Consider the following 17644-nt stretch of genomic DNA (forward strand, 5'->3'; position numbering starts at 1 on the left):
TTTCATGTTATTGATCTTTTAGGAGATTACACAAAACCCGGCTTATCGAAGCCGGGTTCTTTATTTTGCTCATCGCATAGTTCGAGATTGCACTTTACGCCAAATTCTTGTCCGCCGAGATAATAAGAAACATCGGTCTCCGGTTTTCATCGGCCATGCCGGGCACGTTCTTTACCATCTCTTCGGTAGGTCTCGGCTCTTTGACGGCTCTAATGGCAAATCCGGCACCGATCAGATCATTCATATAGGTCGAGATCGTGCGATGGTATTTCACCACATTATCCGTCAAAAAAGAGGTCTTCCGCAACCCTTCGTCTTGATAACCGTCAACCGGCCAGTACAGACGATTCCCCTGGTCATCGATAGCCCAATCCTGCTGCTCCCTGGAAGTAAAGATCGGGTGCTCGACAGAGAACACGAACGATCCTCCAGGCCGTAAACAAGCATATACCTTTCTGCAGATGGCATCGAACGATTCGATATAGTGGAAAGCCAGCGAGCTGATAGCCACGTCGAACGAAGAGTCTGCAAAGTCGATGTCTTCAATCGGCATTTGAATATAGGAAATCATCGGATCCTCGGTCGCTTCGCGGGCTTTTTGCAGCATATTCCCGGATATGTCTACGCCTATAACGGAGCTCGCCTGCTGCTCGCGGGCATACCGGCAGTGCCATCCGAACCCGCAGCCCAAATCCAGCACCCTTTTATCGCGCAGCTCCGGCAATAGCGCTTTTAATACATGCCACTCCCCTGCAGCTTCGAGTCCCTGGACAGACCGCGGCATTTGTTCGTAAGCCGAAAAGAACTTCGGATCGTCGTATTTGTTTTGTTTCATGTTTAACATCTCCTATTATTGTAAGATAGCCTCCCAAAATCTGCACCGCATTCCATTTCGGGAGGCACGCTATCTTCTTCTCACCATTGTTTTCACCTCGTACACAGGAGTCTTCCACCTGCTTTATGATAACATAGGATACTGCTAAAAAAACAAAGAAGCCTCCTATTCGCATCCCGGTTCAGCGGTTAGGAGACTTCTTCTTCGTTCTGATTATTTCAAGCTATCTAATAATGTCTTGATCTGCGCATTTAAATTGAGCGCATTCAGGATGATTGTCAACGATTCCGCTCTGGTGGAAGGAGCTTCCGGATCGAATCGGTTCTCCCCTTTGCCCGTAACAATACCTGCTTTGGCTGCATCGCGGATTGAACCGGCTGCAAAAGTAGCGTCAATGTCGGAAAACGCTCCGGCTGCTTGATCTTTTTTCAAAGCATCCATATTGACGATCCGGCTAATGATAGCGACCATCTCCGCACGGGTGATCGTGTTGTCCGGACGGAACTCTTCGCCGTAGCCATTTACGATCCCGGCATTGGCAAGCTTCTCGATAACCTCTTTAGCCCAATGGTTACCGATATCGTTCAGTACAACCGATTGCTTCTGCTCCCTGCTGATAGGGAACACTCTGGCGATAATGGCTGCGAATTCGGCACGTGTAATATTCCCGTTCGGTTTAAAAGTACCGTCTGCGTATCCTTCGATCAAATTCAATCGAATGAATGTAGCGATCGTTTGTTGTGCCCAGTGCTGCTGCGTGTCGGCAAAAGAAGTTGGAGCTCCCGAGTTTTGCGCCGCTTCGATTCTGGACTGAATATTTTTCACTACATTACCGTCGGCCTGTACCGCCTTGTTATTGAAAACATCCGATTGCGCCGCAGGATTCTGGGTGTCCGACGGCTTGTTCGTGTCAGACGGTTTGTTCGTGTCCACAGGCTTCTCCGTTTCGACAGGAGTCGTCGGAGCGGAAGAAGCTGTGTCGCGGTCTCTCCGTCCAGGTACATAAATCGAAACGGTTTGTGACACACCATCGATAGTAATCGTAATATCGGCGGTACCATAGCCTGTCGCTTTAATTAAGCCTGACGGGCTTACGGTAGCGACATTCTCGTCAGAGCTTCCATATTGGGCCGTTGCTGTTACATCAGCGGTTGTTCCATTGCTGTACGCTGCCGTAACGGCAAGCTGTTTGATTTCACCGTAGTAGATCGTCGCTCTGGTTGTATTAACCGAAAGCGAGGATACACTCACAGGCTGAGGCTTTGAAGTTACCGCAACCACAATGGATACGCTATGTCCTTCCAGCGTTCCCGTGATAGTAGCGGAACCGGCTGAATGAGCTGTAATGACACCATTGCTGGAGACGGAAGCAACGGCTTCATTGTCCGAAACCCAATTTAGCAGATGGGTTACGACAGCGCTGGCATGATTGGAATAAGTAGCCGTTACTACCGTAGCTGCGGTTCCGCCAACCTCTAGGGAAGTCGCGATCGGGCTTACAGAAAGCCCTGTAATCGTCACAGGCACAGATACATCAGCTGTTGTAATTCGTACCGTGACACCAGAGGATTCTGCATTCCAATCGTCCAGGACAATAATCTTATAGGTATACTCCATGCTAGGAGTCAGCCCCGTAAACGTGTAGGTGGAAGCCGTCACCGTTCCCGTTGCAACGCCTTTTCCGTCTACAATTTTGATACCGTTCATAGCGATGGACGGATTAGTCCAATTCAATGTAATGCTGGTAGGTGTAGTCGAGTAGGCAACACTCCCTACGTTGGGTACTACCGGCACGAATGCGAGTGTTTGGACCGTGATGGTTTTCACAGCTTGACTGCCGCCTGCCTTGTTGATTTGTACCGTCACATCACCGCTTACTGGTATTCGTGAATAAGTAATGGTTCCGTTATTCGCCACACCAGGACGGGCGGATACCAGCGTCAGCGTAACTCCCGTATCTCCCATTCCCGGCAATCCGTTCAGATAGGTTAGCAGATTCGTATGCGTTCCTTCCGCAGCCGTTAACGTTGACGGGATTAGCGCCTTGGCCGCGCTGATCGACGCATTGGCCAGTTCCTCCTGTGTAGGAGTATGTGCTGGTACGGTGATCGGAATGATTTTTGTTTCCGTTACGCCCGGTGCTTTGCTGATCTGTACAGTGACATTTCCAGATACGGCTGTGTCTGTATAGTGGATTGTCCCATCAGAGTCTATGTTAGCATTGAAAGACAGCAGCGTCAGGGTAACTCCCGTATCTCCCATTCCCGGCAATCCGTTCAGATAGGTCAACAAATTCGTGTAAGTTCCCTCGGTAACCGTAACGCTTGAAGGCACAATCGCCTTGGCCGCACTGATCGACGCATTCGCCAACTCTTCCGGCGTAGGAGTATGTGCTGGTACGGTTACCGAAATCACTTTTGTGCTCGTAGTGCCCGGTGCTTTACTGATCTTCACGGTGACATTTCCGGTTACGGCTGTGTCTGTATAATGGATCGTCCCGTCGGAGTCTACGTTAGCATTGGAAGACTGCAGCGTCAGCGTAACTCCCGTATCTCCCATTCCTGGAAATCCGTTCAGATAGGTTAGCAGATTCGTATGCGTTCCTTCCGCAGCCGTAAACGTTGCAGGGATCAGTGCTTTGGCCGCACTGATCGACGCATTCGCCAACTCTTCCGGCGTAGGAGTATGTGCTGGTACGGTTACCGAAATCATTTTTGTGCTCGTAGTGCCCGGTGCTTTGCTAATCTGTACGGTGACACTTCCGGTTACGGCTGTGTCTGTATAATGGATCGTCCCGTCGGAGTCTACGTTAGCATTAGTAGACTGCAGAGTCAGGGTAACTCCCGTATCTCCCATTCCCGGCAATCCGTTCAGATAGGTTAGCAGATTCGTATGCGTTCCTTCTACCGCTGTAAACGTTGATGGGATCAGCGCCTTGGCCGCACTGATCGACGAACTGGCCAGCTCCTCCTGCGTAGGAGTATGTGCTGGTATGGTCACCGAAATGATCTTTGAATCCGTAACGCCGGACTTGCTGATTTGCACGGTTACGTTTCCGGTTACTGCTGTCCCTGTATAACGGATGGTCCCGTTAGTGATTACGTTAGCATTGGAAGACTGCAGCGTTAATGTTACTCCGGTTTCCGCCATACCTGGCAATCCGTTCAGGTAGTTTAGCAGACTCGTATGCGTTCCTTCCACAGCTGTAAACGTTGTTGGGATCAGCGCTTTGGCGGCGCCTATGGCAGCACCGGCAAATTCATGCTTAAAAACTTTGCCAGATGATAAGCTCGAAATATAGTGAGTTCCATCCGGAAGGAAAACGATTCCGTTTCCGTTAACGGTTTCTAGCTGCTGATATTTCGTCGGATCCTGTGCCGTTTTCCCTGTCAAATCGGCCTGATTGATCCTGTTCCCCTTGTACGAGTTGTCGATAAAATAAAGATCGCCGTTCAGACTGAATCCAATACCATATATTGAACTCACTAAGCCAGTAATGATTGGTTCCGAAATGCTTTGGCCTTGAGCCAGCTTGTAAATGCCTTTCGTTACATTATCGACCATATACAAATTGTCATTCGAATCGAAGGTTAATCCGTATATATAGTTAAGGTTTCCTGTAAAAAAAGGCTGGCTTTTGCTTGTAATAGTCGCATCATTTAGGGGCAAACTCGCCAACGATGCCGCCGGAATCTTAAAGACCGTTTTATTACTATCCTTAGTGTAGAATAAGTCGCCTTGACTGTTCATAGCTACTGCCATAGGGGAGCTGCCTACACTCATTTCCAAAACGCTACTTACTTGACCCGTCGTTGTTGAAATGCGTGAAATTTTCCCTAGACCTCGCTGGGCCACATAAATGTACCCGTCATGATAGGCCATCGATCTCGGATCGGTAATAGTTATGGGATCGGGAAGACCTGTGCTCGCGCCCGCAAATGCCGCAGGGAACATGCTGAATACTAAGGAAAGGATCATGCAAATAATCAGTGACTTCTTGCCTTGCATAAGATAGGACAACCTCCGTTTAGTAAATTTGTAAAATATCGTTGAAAAGTATGTAGAAAGATATTTCATAGCCCCTCTCGGGACAAGCAAAGCCTAAACCAAGACCACAGACCTAACGATGACAAAATTCAACAATAATTTACACTTTATACTAGCCTATTAGCTCTAAACAAATAATAAACATTTGGGTTGTAAGACAAATGGTACGGTCTAAAAAAGTAAAAAGCAGCCCTGCTGCGGTAACTCACCGCATTAGGACTACTTTGATTTAGTCTTTTCTCGATAGGGGGTTCTTAGCCATACTATTACCCATATGATAATATTAGATTTGGTAACCATCGGCTTCTCTCTGCTATTTTAAGACTTTACATAGAAAGAAGGTTTATAAATGAAGGGGATTTATGAGGATCAAGTTACGTCTGTGGAGGCACTGCGCCAGTTGATCGGCGTTCCGAATGAGGCGGTTGTTAAAAAATCGATTGCGCAAATGGATGACCATATCCGGAATTATTTGAACAAATCCCCCTTGTTCTTCCTCTCTACCGCAAACGCAGAAGGCCACTGCGACGTCTCGCCTCGGGGAGACGCTCCGGGATCGGTTCACGTGCTTGACGATCACAGGCTGATTTATGCAGAGCGTCCGGGCAACAAGCGGATTGACTCCTTGCTGAATATCCTCTCCAACCCGCAGGTGGGCATGTTGTTTATCATTCCAGGGCAAGAACAAGTGCTTCGAATCAACGGCAAGGCATGGATTACGCAAAATCAAGAGCTGCTTCAGCCGCTACAGTGGAACGGTACCGTCCCTAAGCTCGGCGTCATCGTAGAGGTTCAGGAGGCCTTCGTCCATTGCCCGAGAGCGTTGAAGCAGGCCGGCATTTGGAATAAAGAAACATGGCTTCCGGAGAATGAACTGCCGTCTATTCAAGAAATGTTTCAAGCTCATCTTAAAATCAACGGCATGACATTGAAGTAGTAGTCCATATGCAAGCTCGCGGTCAAATTGAAAAAGGACATCGCCTTAATTCAAGCGGTGTCCTTGGATTTGTTGAGGAATAAAAGGAAATTAAATTTTGTTTGCATACGAAGCACCTGCTCGATACATAGATCGGACAGGAGATCCGTTATTTCTTGAAATGAAGCTGCTTTCCGAGTGCGATCGGACCGTGAGTCCGTTATTTGCTCTTTTTACAGAGAAAAAGGGTGTATTTTTGCAAAATAAAGGATCTGTTGTCCGATCACCCTTAAAATCGAACCATTTTTGGTTAAATAACGGATCTACGGTCCGTACCAGCTTGGGAAATGGTCTCCAGCGAACGAGTACTGTAGCGAATTGGATTCTGCTATGAAACGGAACAAAGGTACAGTTGTATCCCAACGATGAGCTACCTTTTCGGAACATGGTGTTTCATTTGCAGCTTTCAAGCGCCCAATTTCCAGATAACAATTGAGACCTGTTTGGCTAAACCAGTTTTTTAACAACCTGAGGCTGCCAATTGGCAGCCTTTTATGGTTTGGCCTCCGCTTGCTTGAAGGCTTTCCACTCGATATGCGCTGCCTCTACCCTTTTCCACAGGTCGTCACGTTCCAGGCTGCTGTAATTCACCAGATGCTCCCCGAAGACATCCCCCAATACGTCAAACCATTGCGATTTGTTCTCCAGCTCGACCTTTGTCACTCCGTCGTTCCCGATCCTGTTCCATATGCATCCCCGAAGCTCGTTTCTGGCATCCGCATCTCTTTGCCTTAGCAGAAAGATGTTCATCCATGGCGATTCCGGTGAGCGGCTGTAAAAGTCATGCTTCGGCAAAAATTCCTCCAAACCTCCCAATACGGCAGCATCAAAATCTACGCCTGTAAAAGAAGCCCGAGGATCATGCTCCAACCGCCAGCCATCCTTCACTACACTAGACCCCGTCACCTTATAGTGCAGAGGCCCCTGCTCATATAAGCCGTGGCGCAGCGGCATAGGCTCGTAGGGCATATCCCCCAGACCGACATCGACAATCCACCGTTCCTCTTCACCCCGATCATTCATGAGGTTCACGCTCAGACCCAAATGGAACGAATTGATACGAGGCTCAGTTCCCGTTGGCTGCACGCCGGCCCGGTGCAAATTCACCCGGTAGCCCAAGGAATGAAGCAGGGCGCTGAATGCTCCATTCAGGTGGAAGCAGTACCCGCTTCGGTTATGGAGAATAAGCTGGACAGAAGGCTCGAACCCCATGGGTGCCGGATTACGGGCAAAAATATCTACGGTTTGCCACGAAAGAGTCTTCACATGCGCTTGGTGCAGCGCAAACAAATAGTCCTTGGTAGGCGGCTCTATCTCCGCAATACCGATTCTATGCAAGTAAGCCTTTATTTCTTCTCTCGTCATTACATACATGGGAGTCACCTCTACTTCTGAATCGCTCATCACCGTCATTTTCCTGCGGCTGCGTAGTCCCATTGTATAAGGAGAGGCCGTGCTCCAGCAATCTATAGTTGGCAGAACTGTACCGGTACAGTTTAGCTCATTCTTAACTCCTTGCCCCGGCTACAATCGCCTGTTCCTTTTTCGTCCAAATAAATATCCAATGCATCGATTCCCCGGAGCGCGAGTTTAATGAACAAATAAAGGCAATACATGCCAAGCAGCAGGAATAACCCCCAAAAAATGAACATAACCGTAGGAAACAGTCCAAACAACGAAAATTCATTAGCAGCCATTTTCGCCACCTCCTTTCAATACATATTTTACCATTTGGTCCGCAGGGTTACATCCTTCTGCATTCCCCACTTAAAAAAGCGCCGCAGAACTCGCATCCTTCCAAGCCGCGCAGCCACCAGTTAGGGAATTTTAACTTTTCAAGGTGGATAATGATTCCAGAAGGGGTTATGCTTAAGAAAGACGAGTCGGAAAGCCGGCAGGAGGTGACGTTCGCTGTTCGAATTTCAAAACATTTATAATTTGCTCACGCTGCTCAATTATCTTTTTGCTTTGGCCATCATTTTTTTGGAGCGGCGCAATGTGGCGGCCACATGGGCATGGCTGATGGTTCTCCTCTTTTTGCCCGGAATCGGCTTTATCCTTTACTTGCTTATCGGCAAAACGTTGAACGGCCGCCGGATCAAGGCGATGAAGGATGAGACCCGGGAGGAGTTCAATGCGGTTTCGCGCCAGCAGACGGAGCAAATTGAGCTCGGCGTGATGCACTATGTCGATCCGGCCATGGAAGCTTACCACGATATGATGCATATGAACCTGATGAGCGGCCGCTATTCCGTTCTGACCCAGGATAATCAGGTCGAAATTTTCACGGATGGAAGAAGCAAGTTCAACTCGCTATTCGCGGCCATTCGGGAGGCGAAGCGTTACATTCATCTGCAGTACTACATTGTACGTGCGGACTCCTTAGGCCAGGAGCTGATCCACCTGCTGACGCAAAAAGCACAGGAGGGCGTCGAGGTCAGACTGCTGTATGACGATGTCGGAAGCTATGGTTTGCACAAACCGCTGCTGCAGCCTCTGATCGATGCGGGCGGCATGGCGGCGGCTTTTTTCCCGTCAAGGATCCGTTATTTGAACCTGAGGCTGAACTACCGCAACCATCGCAAAGTAGCCATTATCGACGGCAAATGGGGATTTATCGGCGGCTTCAATGTCGGAGATGAATACTTGGGATTGGATCCCAGGCTCGGTTCGTGGAGGGATACGCATTTGAAGCTGGAGGGCAGCGCCGTCAAAGTGCTGCAGGTGCATTTTATAATGGATTGGAACCGAACCTATGCGCCTGCTATCCGCTACGAGACTCAATATTTTCCCGTCGATGTGCACCCGCAAGGCGTCGGTATGCAGATCGTATCGAGCGGCCCCCACTCCGGCCGGCAGCAGATCAAGAACGCCTACATCAAAATGATCCATTCCGCCAAACGCAGCGTCTGTATCCAATCCCCCTATTTCGTGCCTGACGAGAGCTTGCTGAATGCGCTGAAAATGGCCGCTTTATCCGGCGTCGACGTTAAAGTAATGATTCCGGACCGCCCGGACCACTTCTTCGTCTTCTGGGCTTCGCGCTCATACTTGGGAGAGCTGCTGGAGAACGGGGTGCGCTGTTATTTGTATGAAGACGGCTTTCTCCATGCCAAGACGCTTGTGATCGACGGCAAGGTCGCCTCGGTCGGCACGGCCAATATCGATATCCGCAGCTTCAAGCTGAATTTTGAAATTAACGCTTTTATCTACGATACAACGACGGCGGGCAAGCTGGAGGAGCTGTTCGCGGCCGATCTGCTACATTCCCGCGAGCTGACACTGGATTCGTACAGAAAGAGATCGTATATAAGCCAAATGAAGGAATCGGTCGCCCGGCTGCTCTCGCCCCTGCTGTAACCAACGGAATTCGGCAAGCTAAAGCCGGGATATACTTGAACTGTGCTGCTGAACGACCTAAATAATCTTACTTTTGCAAAATGCCGATTGAAAATAAAAAAAGCAGCCGGCGCCTAAGCGCCGCTGCGGGTGAATCCTTCTTCCTGAAGATACTCTTCAGCTTCTTCATACGTTTCAAAGGCCGACTCCAAATTCTGCCTGTCATACAAATACCACAGCTCGTCTTCGTAAAAAAGACGCAGGATGTGGCCGTCCGGACCGGTCCACAGCTCCTCGCTGCCCTCAGCGGGCGAAGGTGCGGACGGCTTCGAAGCCCCGGCCGCATCCGGCGAGAGCGAGCGGATAGAATCGGCCAGCAAGCGGCGAAGCTCCTCCTCGGTGAAGTCACGAATGTTAACGAGCCCTTTCTCGTCGGTCGGATAGCCTCGCAGATGGCCGGCATAGACGAAGCCGTTGCCGTTCTTGTGCAGATGGTAGACGACATTTTTCCGGTCGAAGCCGCTGTCCTCATATTGAAAGTTGACCCGCCCCAAGGAAACGTCCTTGCGCTGCAGCTCCGGGAACGATTCGATAATTTCCAGCTTTTGTTCAAAAGTAAGCATGCTCTTTCCTCCGGTGCCCCTGTATTGAGGGATGTTTTGTAGATTATAGCACAGGATCGTACGAAGACCAATAAAGCCACCGTTTCTCTTAGCGGAGGGTAAAAATTCGGAGCAGCAGCGGCTGCAGCTTCGTTGTTGAGAGGGAAAAATGAAGGATTTGATACGAAATAAATCTATTTCTATTTTGATAGGTTCATTATTAGTCTTGTTAAGCTTTCTGGCCATTAACAATTTCTACTTTCAAACTACTAAAGAACATTGCGGTACGGAAGAAGCCTATTCCTTTAATTTTAAGGGAAGGGTTTGTTTGTGGAATGGTTACAAGCTTAATCAGCCTGCACAATTTACATTCGTGAAGCCATCTATCGATAGCGGACCTGTTACTTATGAAGTTAAAATCGGTGCTAAGCAAAATATAGCAATCATAAGAGACAGTACTTTGGACGGGATGAGCAACAGGAGCGTTGACAGCGTTAGCTGCAGCCGTATGGAAAGGAAGCATTGGTTTTCCTATCAGTTTGTTTTTAAACATTGCGCCCAAGAGGGCCTTCACGACAAACCGTTTGATCTAGAAATAGGACTTTAACCAAGCAAAAATAAACGGATCTGAAGAAGATTCGCCGTATTTACGGTTTGGCGAGCGGCTTCGATTGGTTTATTATTAGCACATACCCAGTTTATTGGACAATGAAGGATGGATGACAAGCGATGGAAAATCAACATATCGCCGCTTTATGGCGGCAGGTTAAGGAAACGAAGCCCTTGGTCCATAACATTACCAACGTGGTAGTGACCAATTTCACAGCCAACGGGCTGCTCGCGCTGGGAGCTTCGCCGGTGATGGCCTATGCGAAGGAAGAGGTCGCCGATATGGCCGCTATCGCCGGAGCCCTGGTATTGAACATCGGGACGCTGAACGCCGCGGAAGTCGAAGCGATGATCCTCGCCGGCCAATCGGCTAACCAGCATGGCGTCCCGGTTATTTTTGACCCGGTCGGCGCCGGAGCGACCGCGTACCGGACCGAAACGTCGCAGCGCCTATTGCGCGAGGTGAAGGTCGCCGTGCTGCGGGGCAACGCAGCGGAAATCGCCAATGTGGTCGGCGAGAGCCGGACCATCAAGGGCGTCGATGCCGGCGGCGACGGCGGCGACACGGTTGCTCTCGCGCAGCGCGCGGCGCAGCAGCTCGGCTGCATCGTCGTCGTCACCGGCGAGGAAGACGTGGCGACTGACGGCGCCACGACCTACGTGGTGGCCGGAGGCCACCCGATCTTGACGCGCGTGACCGGCACGGGCTGCCTGCTCACGAGCGTGATCGGCGCGTTCGCCGCCGCAGCCGCAGGTTCCTCGCGCCCGCTGCTGGAGGGCGCGGTTGCCGCGCTGGCCGGCTACAGCGTTGCCGCCGAGCGGGCCGCAGGCGAGCGCCCGGCACCGGGCAGCTTCGCCGTGCGCTTCCTCGACGAGCTCGCGGAGCTGAGCAGCGAGGCGATCGAGCGCGCCGCCCGGGTGCGGCGCGTATAACCGCCAGCCGCATACGCTGGCGTGAACATGAATGGGCTTGGCCGCAGGAAAGCGGCCAAGCCTTTTTGCGTTCAAGCGAATACAGCCTGCAAAGGATCACAGAGGACTGCTTCCTTCTATGTGAGGCTTTCGCTTGAGGTCCCGATTCCCCTGCGTCCCGGCGGATGCTCCGGAAGCTGCGATTCCAGCAGTCGTCTGGAAGCTGTGTGCTTCGTTGAGCGCATTTCTTGAGCAAAGACGGACTTGGCAGCCCGCCTACAATGAATTATCTTGTCTCACGGTGCAGTGTGTATTTCTTAAGACGCGGGCAATATTTCATTAGCTCCATGCGGCCCGGATGCGTCTTTTTGTTTTTCGTCGTTGTATAGTTGCGGTCGCCCGTTTCCGTGCAAGCCAGCGTTACGAATACGCGCATGCAATTCCCCCCTTTCGAATAGTAGAGCCGGGTAGATCGCCCGCCTCTCTTCCTCCACCTTTTGTTAATGGAGAAAAAAATGACAAGACCCACTATATAGTAATTATTACGATTTGTAAATAGTAATATTTACTCTTTTGTGTAACCGCTTAATCTGTAGATGGTCATGTTATCGCAGCATAAATCTAGACTAAAGTCTGGATATAAGTCTGGACCCGAGGACATTACCACAAAATCCCTGCGCCTATACAATGTAGAAGTAAGCTTAATCGACCGCTTCTGATAGAGAAAAGCGATAAATAAAGAGATAGGTGGAGAGAAACTATGAAAAGAAACAGAAAATGGGTGGCTATGGTATTGACGGCGGCTTTCGTATTTGGAGGAGCAATGGCTGCGGCTCCCAAAGCTTTTGCGGATGACGATGAGGAAAGCTACGTAAGCAAGGTTAAAGCTTCATTAAATAAGTCACAGTTCACGGCCGATTGGCAGAAGCAGCTGATTAACAATACGTCTATTGTTGCGGATAAAGATTACAGCGAGATCAGAGACATTTTGGATGATAACGGGACCCTGATTCAAGCTTCCGGTCTGAGCGGGGCTGCTTTGTTCGAAGGTCTCCGCGACAAATTGGATCAAGAGATAGCATCGGCATCGCAAGCTTATCTCATTGACGACCAACAGCTGTCGGTGCTCCGATCCGATTTATACTCCTTGACCCAGTCGGCAATTAATACACCAGGGTTCAAGCCTCAAACCGCTTCGAAAAACACCTTTCATTTCAAGGCAATCTTAAAAGAACAGCTCGCCGGCCTGTCCTCTGCGGCGTCCAGCTTCTCAAGCGAGGATTCTCTCGACGTGAAAGATAGATTACTAGCGGGAGAAACCATCGTAGAAGCAACCCGAATGGACGCCTCGCTGCTGCTGAACAACCTGCTGACATCGATCAACGGACAAATTCAAGCCGCACAGAACTCCGGCGCTATTACAAGTGAAGATGCAGACCAATACCGTAATGAGGCCAAAAATGCCTTTTCCGCCGCTATTACGGCACCAGGCGGAGTAAAACCGGAAGACAAAGCCGCAGCCTCTAAAGCTCAGTTTGACGCTCTTATTCAAGGAAAGCTGGAGTCTATCGCCAGCACAGCGTACCTTGTATCCGGTCTTGAGGATGAAGGCAACGATTTCCTGAGCGATTATAACAATGGCAGCAGCCTGGTACGCTTGACGGGGCTTTCCGCCGATGAGCTAGCCCAACGCATCGCCAAAGTTTGGGAGCAAGACACCGATGCCTGGTCCGCATCCGCCGGTCTGACCGCCGAGGACAAAGAAGAACTGGAGCAGCAGGTGCTGAATCAAATCAGAGCGGCGCTAAATCAATAATGCTTTTAACATAATGAGAAAAACGTCTATCGACGTCCTTTCACAGAGGAGCGACCGCGTTAAGAGGTTGTTTTTATCGCCAAATAGAATTTTTACATCCGATGACCTCGGAATCTTTATAAATTCTATTGTGGTAAAATAACGGGCATTGCCCTTAAGACATAAAAGGCCACCGGTACCAGCCGGCGGCCTTTTTTGATATTTTGCAATTCGTTTTACTTTATGCCAATCCGGGAAAATTTGGAGTAAATGAACACACCAATGAATAAAATAACAATCCCCGACCATAGAAACCACATTTGCACCCCGTACTTATCGGCAACAGGTCCCGCCAGTGAGAGTCCGATCGGCGAGGAAAGCATCGTAATGCTCGTTACGAACGAAATTACGCGCCCCAGGCTTTCAGGCTCATAAGCTCTCTGGATCATCGCCATATAAGGCCCGTTAAACAGCGGCGCTGCCGCACCCATGATCAACGACATAATAACGAATATTATAAAAGCTTCGCTGGGAATCACACCGCTGGCGATACTGGTCGCGCCTATCAATACCAGACTCCAGCTCATATAAGTAGTGTCCTTGAATTTCGAGGCCAAGACGGACAATGCGGCTCCTCCAAGAATCATACCTATACCGAATACGGCTTCCACAACACTTGCACTATACCCCCCGCGGCCAAAATGCGACAGTGTCATAAGAGGGAACAGCATGGCTAACGGCATAAACACAATGCCGAAAATAGCCGTTGCAATGGTAATAATGACTATCGGCTTCACGGTGACGAAGGTCTCCCAGCCCAGCTTAAACTCCGAAAAAAACGAGGACTTTCGGATGGTCTCCGCTTTCGGTTGATGAATGGCGACCAGCATCAGCATGCCATTGGCGAGCAAAGCTCCGGCCACATCCAAAAACAGTACCGTTCCAAGGGATGTCGCTGAGTAGACGGCGATCCCTAGCGCCGGTCCGATGACATTGGAGCAGGAAAAGACCATCTGGTGCCATCCGGCCACTCGCGTCAATTGGTCTTCAGGCGCAATAAGCGGAATAGCCGCTTGGAATGCCGGTGCATGAAATGCAGAAGCTGCAGAGCGTACCATCAGGATCAAATAAACAAATCCTAAGCTTGGTTCCCCAAAGTAAAAATAAACGCCGAGAATGAAGCTGAATAGCGCAATGGTGCTGTCCGCTATGATCATCGTCTTTTTACGGTTCCATCGATCCAGCCAGACTCCAATGAACGGTCCAAGTAATGCTTGAGGCAAAAAGGCGAAAAGTCCGGCAAGCATCAGCACTTCAGCCGAGTTCGCCGTTTCCGTCAAATGCCATATAATAGAAAACTGGACCATCGATGAGGTCAAAATTGAAAATATTTGCCCGCTAAATATTATCGCAAATGTTTTTTTCCATTGATTTTGATTGTGCATGATAAAAGTCTCCTTTTGAAGCGTCCTTCGGGACGCATGTTATGTGCCGCTGTTTATGAACAGCACAAAAAACCCAATCCTTCGTTTTGGTAATTAAAAAGACACATTACAAATAAACCCGCGACCCCTTTTCCAAAAAAAGGGTTGAGTCGATTCGCATGCGCCAAATTACCATAAACGGATAGAGTGAGTCAAAAGGAGCACCTCCCACGTTGTTCGTTTACATAGTATCAAACTTAACTTAGGAGGTGCAATAGAAACCCTTTATTTTACTCTCCTCGTCTGTTACCCGTTGATCACATTGCCGCCATTCATATGCAAAAATTGCCCTGACATATAGGAGGAATCTTCGGAAGCCAAGAAAACATACGCCGGCCCAAGCTCTTCAGGCTGTCCCGGACGCTTCATCGGGGTATCCGCACCGAACTTGCTCACCTTGTCCGCTTCAAAGGTAGACGGAATAAGCGGGGTCCATATAGGTCCGGGCGCCACACCGTTGACCCGTATCCCCTTATCCGCAAGATTGAGGGACAGCGAACGCGTGAAAGCGACAATGGCTCCTTTCGTCGAAGAATAATCCAGCAGCATCGGATTCCCCTTATAGGCCGTAACGGATGCGGTATTAATAATCGCCGACCCTTCACTCAAATAGGGCAGCGCAGCCTTGGTCATATAAAAGTAAGAAAAAATATTCGTTCGGAACGTCTGCTCCAGCTGCTCCTGCGTAATATCTTCAATACTTGGCTGCGGGTGCTGCTCCGCCGCGTTGTTAACCAGAATGTCAAGCCGGCCGAGCTTGTCTATGGTTTGCTGCACTACGTCCCGGCAAAAGGCTTCTTCGCCGATATCGCCGGCTATCAGCAGACAGCGGCGGCCCTCCTGCTCGATGAGCTGCTTCGTAGTTTCGGCGTCCTTGTCCTCGTTGAGGTAAACGATAGCGACATCGGCGCCTTCGGCAGCAAAACAAATCGCAGCGGCTTTGCCGATTCCGCTGTCTCCACCGGTAATAATGGCTGTCTTACCCGCCAGCTTCCCGCTTCCTTTATATTTATAATCAACCGATTGCGGCCTCGGTACCATCTCTGTTTCCACTCCCGGCTGCCGGTCCTGATGCTGAGGGGGCATCGTTTGCTTCCTCACTTTTGCCATAGTCATGTTCCAACACTCCTTCGATTAGAATTAAACCATCCAGTGGCGAAGCCATGGTCTACTAGCTCAACCTCCTTCCTTGCTATTACTTAGCCTATCTTTCCTGATTCGAATCAATAGACCGTGTTAATGACTGACAGACTTCTTTTTAAGAAACAACGATATTTTTGTCCAGGCTCGGAATTGCTTTATAATGGAAGCAAAGGAGATGAGAATGCAATGAAACAACAACTCATTCAACGTTTATCCGCCTATGTCCAAGTCGATACGCAGTCTAACATGGACAGCGAGACATGCCCTTCTACACCGGGCCAGCTGACGCTTGCAGGCATGCTTGTGGAGGAGCTGAAGAGCATCGGGATGGAGGAAGTGACGATGGATGCCAACGGCTATGTGATGGCGACCCTCCCTTCCAACACGGACAAAGAGGTGCCTACGATCGGGTTCATGGCCCATCTGGATACGGCGACGGATTTTACAGGAAAAGGAGTCAAGCCTCAAGTCGTTGACCCCTACGACGGCGGGGACATTGTCTTGAATCCAGGGCAGCAAATCGTGCTTTCACCGAAGGACTTTCCGGCACTGGCCAACTATGTCGGGCACACTCTGGTGACCACAGACGGAACCACTCTGCTCGGCGCCGACAACAAGGCGGGGATTGCCGAGATTATGACCGCGATGGATACGCTCCTGCGGCATCCGGAGATCAAGCACGGCCGAGTGCGCGTAGCCTTCACCCCTGATGAAGAGATCGGCAGAGGGCCGCATCGTTTCGACGTGGCTGCTTTTGATGCCTCCTACGCTTATACGGTGGACGGAGGGCCTCTGGGCGAGCTCCAATACGAGAGCTTCAATGCGGCGCGGGCACTGGTTACGTGCAAGGGCAAAATCGTCCATCCCGGTACCGCCAAAGGCAAAATGGTGAACTCGGCCAAAATTGCCATGGACTTCAACGGGAAGTTGCCTGCGCAAGAAGCGCCGGAGCATACCGAAGGGTATGAAGGCTTTTTCCATCTCATCTCGATGCAGGGGGATGTGGAAGAGACGAAGCTGCATTACTTGATCAGAGACTTCGACAAGACGTCGTTCCACAACCGAAAACTACTGATGCAGCATATAGCGACACAGCTTGAAGCCCAATACGGCGAAGGGCGCGTCACGGTCGAAATCCACGACCAATATTTCAACATGCGCGAGAAAATCGAACCGGTTCGCCACATCGTGGATATTGCCCATGAAGCGATGACCAGCCTGGGCATCGAGCCTGTCTTAGAACCGATCCGCGGCGGAACGGACGGGTCGCAGCTGTCGTACATGGGGCTGCCTACCCCGAATGTTTTTACGGGCGGCGAGAACTATCACGGCCGATATGAATTCGTCTCCGCAGACAACATGGTGAAAGCAACGAACGTAGTGATCGAGATTATCAAGCGGTTCGAGCAGCGCGCTTAAGGCTTAGGCTTGTCCGCCGGTTTTCATGAGAAAAACGTCTATCGACGTCCTTTCACAGAGGAGCGACCGCGTTAAGAGGTTGTTTTTATCGCCAAATAGAATTTTTACATCCGATGACCTCGGAATCTTATAAATTCTATTGTGGTAATAAAAAACCCGCGCTCCAAAACGGATTGGAGTGCGGGCTATTTGAAGTTACAGGAAGCCTGGGAATATGATGAATAAAAGAATAAAAAGCACCAATACGATACCGGCTGCCATGCCGCCCACACCTAGTCCGCTCATCGGGAATTCTCCCTTCAATATAAGTTGTAATAGAGGATCTAACCCCGAATACAGATTATGCACTGGAGCTCTGAATGGATTGGACGGATGTCCTTATGCATAATCCCCTATTTCGATCCCCATCCCTCCCGCCGGAAATCAGCGTCCGCATAATCCCTTCCCTATAAGGAGAGTCCGCCTTTGCTCCTTCTCCTTTTT

General features: G+C 50.0%; 14 protein-coding genes. 6 read left to right on the top strand and 8 right to left on the bottom strand.

Going from position 1 to position 17644, the window contains the following annotated elements; genetic code table 11:
* Positions 1 to 94: 94 nt before the first annotated feature.
* Both ACFQ88_RS34380 and ACFQ88_RS34385 read right to left on the bottom strand, forming a co-directional pair.
* Entirely contained in the window at positions 95 to 835 is a 741-nt protein-coding gene (locus ACFQ88_RS34380; RefSeq protein ID WP_239629929.1) for a class I SAM-dependent methyltransferase, read from the bottom strand.
* 213 nt (positions 836 to 1048) lie between these two features.
* Positions 1049 to 4843, bottom strand: a complete 3795-nt coding sequence (locus tag ACFQ88_RS34385) for an S-layer homology domain-containing protein (RefSeq protein WP_379461745.1) — start codon at positions 4841 to 4843, stop codon at positions 1049 to 1051.
* 388 nt (positions 4844 to 5231) lie between these two features.
* Between ACFQ88_RS34385 and ACFQ88_RS34390 the strand changes: the two genes are divergently transcribed.
* Positions 5232 to 5819, top strand: coding sequence for an MSMEG_1061 family FMN-dependent PPOX-type flavoprotein (locus ACFQ88_RS34390; protein WP_379461747.1), 588 nt, complete (start codon positions 5232 to 5234; stop codon positions 5817 to 5819).
* Between the two features lie 531 nt (positions 5820 to 6350).
* Here ACFQ88_RS34390 and ACFQ88_RS34395 read toward each other — a convergent pair.
* Together ACFQ88_RS34395 and ACFQ88_RS34400 are read right to left on the bottom strand one after the other, a co-directional pair.
* On the bottom strand, positions 6351 to 7232 hold the full coding sequence (locus ACFQ88_RS34395; protein WP_239635574.1) for an arylamine N-acetyltransferase family protein: 882 nt from the start codon (positions 7230 to 7232) through the stop codon (positions 6351 to 6353).
* Positions 7233 to 7354: 122 nt separating this feature from the next.
* Positions 7355 to 7555, bottom strand: coding sequence for a hypothetical protein (locus tag ACFQ88_RS34400; RefSeq protein WP_379461749.1), 201 nt, complete (start codon positions 7553 to 7555; stop codon positions 7355 to 7357).
* A gap of 214 nt (positions 7556 to 7769) precedes the next feature.
* Here ACFQ88_RS34400 and cls point away from each other — a divergent pair, with 214 nt between their 5' ends.
* Positions 7770 to 9218, top strand: coding sequence for a cardiolipin synthase (gene cls, locus ACFQ88_RS34405; RefSeq protein ID WP_379461966.1), 1449 nt, complete (start codon positions 7770 to 7772; stop codon positions 9216 to 9218).
* 113 nt (positions 9219 to 9331) lie between these two features.
* On the opposite strand, the gene ACFQ88_RS34410 is transcribed toward cls, so the two are convergent.
* Positions 9332 to 9820: a hypothetical protein gene (locus ACFQ88_RS34410; protein ID WP_379461751.1), complete on the bottom strand. Its 489-nt coding sequence runs from the start codon at positions 9818 to 9820 to the stop codon at positions 9332 to 9334.
* 148 nt (positions 9821 to 9968) lie between these two features.
* Here ACFQ88_RS34410 and ACFQ88_RS34415 point away from each other — a divergent pair, with 148 nt between their 5' ends.
* Positions 9969 to 10406: a hypothetical protein gene (locus ACFQ88_RS34415; RefSeq protein WP_379461753.1), complete on the top strand. Its 438-nt coding sequence runs from the start codon at positions 9969 to 9971 to the stop codon at positions 10404 to 10406.
* A 122-nt stretch (positions 10407 to 10528) separates the two neighbouring features.
* Positions 10529 to 11341 carry a hydroxyethylthiazole kinase gene (gene thiM / locus ACFQ88_RS34420; protein WP_379461755.1) on the top strand — a complete coding sequence of 271 codons (813 nt, stop codon included), beginning with the start codon at positions 10529 to 10531 and terminating at the stop codon, positions 11339 to 11341.
* 265 nt (positions 11342 to 11606) lie between these two features.
* Here the strand turns inward: thiM and rpmG are convergent, their stop codons facing one another.
* On the bottom strand, positions 11607 to 11756 hold the full coding sequence (gene rpmG / locus ACFQ88_RS34425; protein WP_379461763.1) for a 50S ribosomal protein L33: 150 nt from the start codon (positions 11754 to 11756) through the stop codon (positions 11607 to 11609).
* Between the two features lie 324 nt (positions 11757 to 12080).
* Here rpmG and ACFQ88_RS34430 point away from each other — a divergent pair, with 324 nt between their 5' ends.
* Positions 12081 to 13136 (top strand): hypothetical protein, encoded by a 1056-nt coding sequence (locus ACFQ88_RS34430; RefSeq protein WP_379461765.1) that lies wholly within the window; start codon positions 12081 to 12083, stop codon positions 13134 to 13136.
* Between the two features lie 215 nt (positions 13137 to 13351).
* Here ACFQ88_RS34430 and ACFQ88_RS34435 read toward each other — a convergent pair whose 3' ends face one another.
* Together ACFQ88_RS34435 and ACFQ88_RS34440 are read right to left on the bottom strand one after the other, a co-directional pair.
* A complete protein-coding gene (locus ACFQ88_RS34435; RefSeq protein WP_379461767.1) occupies positions 13352 to 14560 on the bottom strand; it encodes an MFS transporter in 1209 nt (402 codons plus the stop codon).
* Between the two features lie 285 nt (positions 14561 to 14845).
* The gene (locus tag ACFQ88_RS34440) at positions 14846 to 15709 is read right to left on the bottom strand and encodes an SDR family oxidoreductase (RefSeq protein ID WP_379461968.1); all 864 of its coding nucleotides are present in this window, start codon (positions 15707 to 15709) and stop codon (positions 14846 to 14848) included.
* A 219-nt stretch (positions 15710 to 15928) separates the two neighbouring features.
* On the opposite strand from ACFQ88_RS34440, the gene pepT reads away from it, so the two are divergent.
* Positions 15929 to 17161, top strand: a complete 1233-nt coding sequence (gene pepT / locus ACFQ88_RS34445) for a peptidase T (protein WP_379461769.1) — start codon at positions 15929 to 15931, stop codon at positions 17159 to 17161.
* Positions 17162 to 17644: the final 483 nt, after the last annotated feature.

It is taken from the genome of Paenibacillus sp. NPDC056579 (assembly GCF_042793215.1).
Lineage (GTDB): Bacteria > Bacillota > Bacilli > Paenibacillales > NBRC-103111 > Paenibacillus_S.

What these genes read in the sequence shown, in the direction of transcription:
- ACFQ88_RS34380 (WP_239629929.1), bottom strand. Translation starts at nt 835, where the DNA reads ATGAAACAAAACAAATACGACGATCCGAAGTTCTTTTCGGCTTACGAA.
- ACFQ88_RS34385 (WP_379461745.1), bottom strand. Translation starts at nt 4,843, where the DNA reads ATGCAAGGCAAGAAGTCACTGATTATTTGCATGATCCTTTCCTTAGTA.
- ACFQ88_RS34390 (WP_379461747.1), top strand. Translation starts at nt 5,232, where the DNA reads ATGAAGGGGATTTATGAGGATCAAGTTACGTCTGTGGAGGCACTGCGC.
- ACFQ88_RS34395 (WP_239635574.1), bottom strand. Translation starts at nt 7,232, where the DNA reads ATGTATGTAATGACGAGAGAAGAAATAAAGGCTTACTTGCATAGAATC.
- ACFQ88_RS34400 (WP_379461749.1), bottom strand. Translation starts at nt 7,555, where the DNA reads ATGGCTGCTAATGAATTTTCGTTGTTTGGACTGTTTCCTACGGTTATG.
- ACFQ88_RS34410 (WP_379461751.1), bottom strand. Translation starts at nt 9,820, where the DNA reads ATGCTTACTTTTGAACAAAAGCTGGAAATTATCGAATCGTTCCCGGAG.
- ACFQ88_RS34415 (WP_379461753.1), top strand. Translation starts at nt 9,969, where the DNA reads ATGAAGGATTTGATACGAAATAAATCTATTTCTATTTTGATAGGTTCA.
- thiM (WP_379461755.1), top strand. Translation starts at nt 10,529, where the DNA reads ATGGAAAATCAACATATCGCCGCTTTATGGCGGCAGGTTAAGGAAACG.
- rpmG (WP_379461763.1), bottom strand. Translation starts at nt 11,756, where the DNA reads ATGCGCGTATTCGTAACGCTGGCTTGCACGGAAACGGGCGACCGCAAC.
- ACFQ88_RS34430 (WP_379461765.1), top strand. Translation starts at nt 12,081, where the DNA reads ATGAAAAGAAACAGAAAATGGGTGGCTATGGTATTGACGGCGGCTTTC.
- ACFQ88_RS34435 (WP_379461767.1), bottom strand. Translation starts at nt 14,560, where the DNA reads ATGCACAATCAAAATCAATGGAAAAAAACATTTGCGATAATATTTAGC.
- ACFQ88_RS34440 (WP_379461968.1), bottom strand. Translation starts at nt 15,709, where the DNA reads ATGGCAAAAGTGAGGAAGCAAACGATGCCCCCTCAGCATCAGGACCGG.
- pepT (WP_379461769.1), top strand. Translation starts at nt 15,929, where the DNA reads ATGAAACAACAACTCATTCAACGTTTATCCGCCTATGTCCAAGTCGAT.